Source organism: Pseudonocardia sp. NPDC049154 (assembly GCF_040648315.1).
Taxonomy (GTDB): Bacteria; Actinomycetota; Actinomycetes; order Mycobacteriales; family Pseudonocardiaceae; genus Pseudonocardia.
The window spans coordinates 1-5091 of record NZ_JBEZDN010000229.1 but is presented as its reverse complement, the minus strand read 5'-3'; the positions used below and the strand labels follow the sequence as shown (position 1 = coordinate 5091).

Annotated in this window: 7 protein-coding genes; 4 read left to right on the top strand and 3 right to left on the bottom strand. The window is 74.7% G+C overall.

What is annotated here, in order from left to right; genetic code table 11:
• Positions 1–382: 382 nt before the first annotated feature.
• From AB0B41_RS42625 to AB0B41_RS42610, 4 genes are all read left to right on the top strand, one after another.
• Complete coding sequence (locus AB0B41_RS42625; RefSeq protein WP_358212866.1) at positions 383–793, top strand: hypothetical protein; 411 nt, start codon at positions 383–385, stop codon at positions 791–793.
• A 40-nt stretch (positions 794–833) separates the two neighbouring features.
• Positions 834–1181, top strand: coding sequence for a hypothetical protein (locus AB0B41_RS42620; protein ID WP_358212864.1), 348 nt, complete (start codon positions 834–836; stop codon positions 1179–1181).
• Positions 1178–1645 carry an NAD(P)-binding protein gene (locus AB0B41_RS42615; protein WP_358212863.1) on the top strand — a complete coding sequence of 156 codons (468 nt, stop codon included), beginning with the start codon at positions 1178–1180 and terminating at the stop codon, positions 1643–1645. Before AB0B41_RS42620 ends, AB0B41_RS42615 begins: the two co-directional genes overlap by 4 nt.
• A 180-nt stretch (positions 1646–1825) precedes the next feature.
• A complete protein-coding gene (locus AB0B41_RS42610) occupies positions 1826–2122 on the top strand; it encodes a hypothetical protein (RefSeq protein WP_358212861.1) in 297 nt (98 codons plus the stop codon).
• Here the strand turns inward: AB0B41_RS42610 and AB0B41_RS42605 are convergent.
• From AB0B41_RS42605 to AB0B41_RS42595, 3 genes are all read right to left on the bottom strand, one after another.
• Positions 2068–2745, bottom strand: coding sequence for a hypothetical protein (locus AB0B41_RS42605; RefSeq protein ID WP_358212859.1), 678 nt, complete (start codon positions 2743–2745; stop codon positions 2068–2070). The two genes, AB0B41_RS42610 and AB0B41_RS42605, sit on opposite strands and share 55 nt — an antisense overlap.
• A gap of 14 nt (positions 2746–2759) precedes the next feature.
• Positions 2760–3908 carry a zinc-dependent alcohol dehydrogenase gene (locus AB0B41_RS42600; protein ID WP_358212857.1) on the bottom strand — a complete coding sequence of 383 codons (1149 nt, stop codon included), beginning with the start codon at positions 3906–3908 and terminating at the stop codon, positions 2760–2762.
• 119 nt (positions 3909–4027) lie between these two features.
• Complete coding sequence (locus AB0B41_RS42595; RefSeq protein WP_358212855.1) at positions 4028–4807, bottom strand: isocitrate lyase/phosphoenolpyruvate mutase family protein; 780 nt, start codon at positions 4805–4807, stop codon at positions 4028–4030.
• Positions 4808–5091: the final 284 nt, after the last annotated feature.

Here is a 5091-nt window from a genome sequence, read left to right as displayed (position 1 = left end):
AGTCGACCCTGCGCCTGCACAACCGGTTCTCCGCGCGCGGCACGGTCGTCTCCGCACAGCGCTGCGCCGGGTCCGGCGCGCCCGCTCGTCGGGACCCGGCCCGTTTCGTCCCGATCGTGGCCGGTTGAGGCGCGCCCGGCCGGGTAGGCCGGGGGCGCGTGACCGACCGCACCGACCGGGCTCTCGCCGACCGGGCGATGCGCGAGGCCCTCAAGCGCGTCGGCACCACGCTGAAGGGCGGGGGTGCCGTTCGCGCTCACGGGCGGGTACGCGTCCTGGGCGCGCGGCGGCTCCGAACCGGTGCACGACGTCGACTTCGTGCTCGTCGAAGAGGACGTGCCCGACGCGCTGCGGGTCCTCGGCGCGGCCGGGCTGCGGGACCGTGCAGCCGCCCGAGGACTGGCTGGTCAAGGCCTACGTCGACGAGGGCGGCGGCGACGTGCTCGTCGACCTGATCTTCCGGCCCGCCGACCGGCCCGTGACCCGCGAGCAGCTCGGCCGGGCCGAGGAGCTGCGGGTGGACTCGGTCCTGCTACCCGTGGAGTCGGGCCCCGACATCCTGCTGTCCATGGCCCTCGCGCTCAGCGAGCACTTCTGCGACCTCGCGCGGCTCTTCCCGCACGCCCGCGCCCTGCGCGAGCAGATCGACCGGGCGCACCTGCGGGCCGAGGCCGCCGGCTCGCCCTTCGCCCGCGCCTTCCTGGCCGTGTGCGGCGACACCACCGCGCTCGAGCCGGTCCGCCCCGAGCCGCCCGACGACCCGGAGCCGGGGACCGCGCCCTCCGGCGAGTGACGGCCTGCATGGGTCGCGCGATCCGCGGTACCCCCGGCCCATGACCGACCGGAGCGAGCTGCCGATCCCGGACTACGACCAGCTGCCCGAGGGCAGCCTCGTCCACCGCGTCCGCACCCTCGACGAGCGGGGCCTGGAGACCCTGATCGAGTACGAGCGCGGGCACGCGGACCGCCCGGCGGTGCTGGAGGCCCTGACCCACCGGCGCGACGCGCTGGCCCGCGGCGAGGCGGAGCCCTCCGGCGGCGACCCGGCCGCTCGGCAGCCCGAGGTCCCCCCGGTCCCGGACACCGGCGCGGCCGACCCCGTCGACACGGCGGACACCAACCAGCCCTTGCGGCACGGGGTGGCCGGCCAGACACCGAACCGGAACCCCCGCACGCGATGACCGACCTGGAGGTCGACGCGGCAGTGGTCCGCGGGGGCCACCACGGGCTGGTGGCCGCCGCCGTGCTCGCCGACGCCGGCTGGGACGTCTGCCTGCTCGGGGCGACGGGCCACCTCGGCGGTGCGGTGCGCTCCGCGGAGCTGCATCCGGGGTACGTCACCGACCTGTTCAGCGCCTTCTACCCGCTGTCGCGGGCCTCCCCGGCGCTGCAGTCGCTCGACCGAGGCGTGGCTGGATCTGTGCCGTCGCTGGGACGTGCTGCGCGAGCCGTTCCTGCGGACGCTCTTCACCCACCTTCCCGCCCGTCCGTGGGCCCGTGCAGCTGTTGCGGCGCATCGGGACCGCCGAGGCGCTGCGGCTGGCCCGGTTCCTGCTGCTGCCGGCGAAGCGGATGGGGGAGGAGCTCTTCGGCGGGGAGCGCCGGTGCCGCCCGCGCCGGGGCCTGCCCGCCGCCACGCCCGTGACGGCGTCCCTGTCCGGACGCACCCCCCGCAGGCCGTCCCGCGTGACGTCGGTGCCGGGGGTTCCCGGCCCCTGCTGCGCCTGGATCTCCCGGTCCTGCTCGTTCCCGTCGTGTTGGTCGCCGGCCATCAGACCCTCCTCCCCGCGGCGAAGGCCGCGACGCGCGCTGGTCGGGTGCGGGTATGTCCGGCCGGGTCCGCGGACCGCTGCGGCTCGCGGTGCCGTTCACGGTCACGGAGGTCCACGAGCCTGGCGAGGGCCCGGGCCGGACGGCACACCCGCCGCCCGTCCCGGTACCGGCTCCTGGGCCTGGGGACGTCCGGTCCGGCCCGATCGTGCTGTCGCTCGACCACGGCGTCGAGCCGCGGGGGAGCGGCTCCCGGACCTGGCTGTCCGTCGACGGCCCGTGGCCCGTCCTCGCCCTCTACCTGCCGCCCGCGCGCGTGTCGCTGGAGATGCTGGTTCGGCGCCGGACCTGACCCGCGAGCCGGCCCGCGGCCCGGGCCGCACCGGCGCTCGCCACGGCCAGGGCCGCCCGGTTGCGGACGAGACTCCGCCCGCCCTTCACCGCCAGCGCGCCCGCGGCCACCCAGGGCCCCGCGACCACGACGGGATCGAGCCACTGGTGCGCCAGGTCGGCGCGGCCCCGGCCGAACCGTGACCGGATCGGGTGGCGGGAGAACTCGCCGAGCACGCCCGTCTCGGTGACCGGGTCGTCCGGGCGCAGGGTGGCGAAGGAGCGCAGGTGGTTCTCCCACGCATCGACCCGGTCGCCGAGCATCAGCAGCAGCCAGTGCGCCGCCCGGCCCTCGCTGTAGCGACGGTAGGCCAGGCCCCGCACCGCGCCGGAGAGTCCGCGGCGCGGGCAGGTGGTCCCGTAGACGGGTGTGAGGAACTGGTGCTCGACGGACCGCTCGCGGCGGTCGTCGTCGGGCTGCCGGTCCGGGAAGCGCCAGTGCGCGCCGCTGAGGTCCGCGCGGAACTCCAGTTTGGGGTTGGAGGGCCGGTCCTTCGGGTCGAGGTCCGCGCCCCAGCCGGGAATGCGGGCCCGCAGCTCGTCGAGGGACTCCTTCAGCTGCGGCTTGTCCGGTGTGTAGGTCATCGGGGTCTCCTCCCTCAGGCCGCGCTCGGCAGGACCAGGGTCTTGATGCAGTCGTCGAGCTTCGTCGAGAACATGTGGTACGCCTCCGCGATGTGCTCGAGCGGCACCCGGTGGGTGACGATGTCGGCGGGTTTGATGTAGCCCTGCCGGACGTGCTCGAACAGCCGGGGCCACTGCCGCTTCACCGGGCACTGGTTCATCCGCAGCGTGAGGCCCTTGTTCATGGCGTCGCCGAACTTGACCGCGCTGAACAGCGGCCCGTAGGCACCCACGACCGAGATCGTGCCGCCCTTGCGCACCGAGTCGATGGCCCAGTTCAGGGCCACGGGCGAGCCGCCCTGCAGCTTGAGCTTGGCCGTCGTGACGTGCTGCAGGAAGTTGCCGTCGGCCTCCGCCCCCACGGCGTCGACGGCCACGTCCGCGCCGAGGAACCCGGTGTCGCGCTTGAGGTGCAGCACGACGTCGCCGACCTCGGTGAAGTTGAGGGTCTCGGCGTGGGCGAAGGTGCGGGCCTTCTCCAGCCGGTAGTCGAGGTGGTCGACCACGATGACCCGCCCGGCGCCCATCAGCCAGGAGGAGAGTGCGGCGTAGAGCCCGACCGGGCCGGCCCCGAACACGACCACCACGTCGCCCTCGGCGATCTCCCCGAGCTGGGCGCCGAAGTAGCCGGTGGCCAGCGCGTCGGTGAGCAGGACGGCGTCGTCGTCGTCCATCCAGTCGGGGATCTTCGCCGGTCCGACGTCCGCCAGCGGCACCCGCACGAACTCGGCCTGCCCGCCGTCGTAACCACCGCAGGTGTGCGAGTAGCCGTAGATCCCGCCGACCGCGGTGGCGTTCGGGTTCACGTTGTGGCAGTTGGAGTACAGCCCGCGCGCGCAGTACCAGCAGGAGCCGCAGAAGATGTTGAACGGCACCATGACCCGGTCGCCGACCTGCAGGTTCCGCACGGTCGGGCCGACCTCGTCGACGACGCCCACGAACTCGTGGCCGAAGGTGTGGCCGATCCGCGTGTCCGGCATGAGCCCGTGGTAGAGGTGCAGGTCCGAGCCGCAGATCGCCGCCCGGGTCACCCGCACGATCGCGTCGTTCGGGTGCTCGATCCGCGGTCTGTCCTTCTCCTCCACCCGGATCTTGTAGGGCCCCCGGTAGACCATCGCGCGCATCGCCGCCTCCTCTGCGGGCCGGCAGCGTTTCTCCGCCCCCGGTCGGGGGCTCGGCCGGCCACGGCGGGTGCTACCCCCGACGGGAGGAGTCATCCCCGTCCGGCCGCCCGGGCCCGGACTCAGTTGAGCCGGCGGGTGTCGGCGGGCAGCCCGCCGCCGGCGTAGACGTCCTCGGCGAGCGCGGCCAGCGCGGTCAGGGCGACGTTCTGGCTCCACGGGCCGTAGGAGACCCGGGCGACGCCGAGCTTCCGCGCGGTCTCCAGCGGGATGGACCCCGGCACGCCGATCAGGTTGACCTTCCGCTCGCCGAGCGCCTCGACGAGGCGACCGACCGTGGTCTCGTCGAGCCTGCCCGGCACGAAGAAGGTGGTCGCGCCGGCCTCGAGGTAGGCACGCCCGCGCTCGATCGCGTCGGCCAGGACATCCTCGGGGTCCCGGTCGCCGGCCCGGAGGAACGCGTCCGTGCGGGCGTTGAGCACGAACGGCACGCCCGCCTTCTCCCCGGCGGCGATCGCGGCCTCGACCGCCCGGACCGACTCGGCCAGCGGCTTCATCTGGTCCTCGAGGTTGGCGCCGACGATGCCGACGTCGATGGCGCGCGCGATGGTGCCGCCCGGGTCGCCGTAGCCCGCCTCGAGGTCGGCGGTCACCGGCAGGTCGCCGGCGACCCGCGCGATCAACCCGACCTCGGCGATCATCTCGTCCCGCGGGATGTTCTCGCCGTCCTCGTAGCCCCGGGAGGCGGCGATGCCGTGGCTGGCGGTGGCCAGCGCCTTCGTGCCGGGGGTCCGTGCGACGACCTGGGCGGTGATCGCGTCCCAGACGTTGACGACGAGCAGGAGCTCGGGCGCCTCGTGCAGCCGGCGCAGTTCGGTGGCCTTCTCGACGATGGTGCTCATGACCGGACCGTAATCAGCACGACGCGCTCCCGCCCGTGGACCACCCACATGAGTGGGCTCGGCCGGCGTGCCCTCCGGCCGAGCCCACGCGGCACCGGTCCGGGGTCGGCTTCGATCCGATCGCCGGCCGGGCGTCCCCTCCCACCGCCGCGAGCACCGAGCCTGGCCCAGACCTGGAACGGGTTCTAGGGACTTAAGTCCCGAGCGCCCGTCAGGCGCAGGGCCAGCGCGAACGCCGCCGCGTCGCCGAGCCCCGCCCCCTCGGCGAGCGCGGCCCCGAGCCG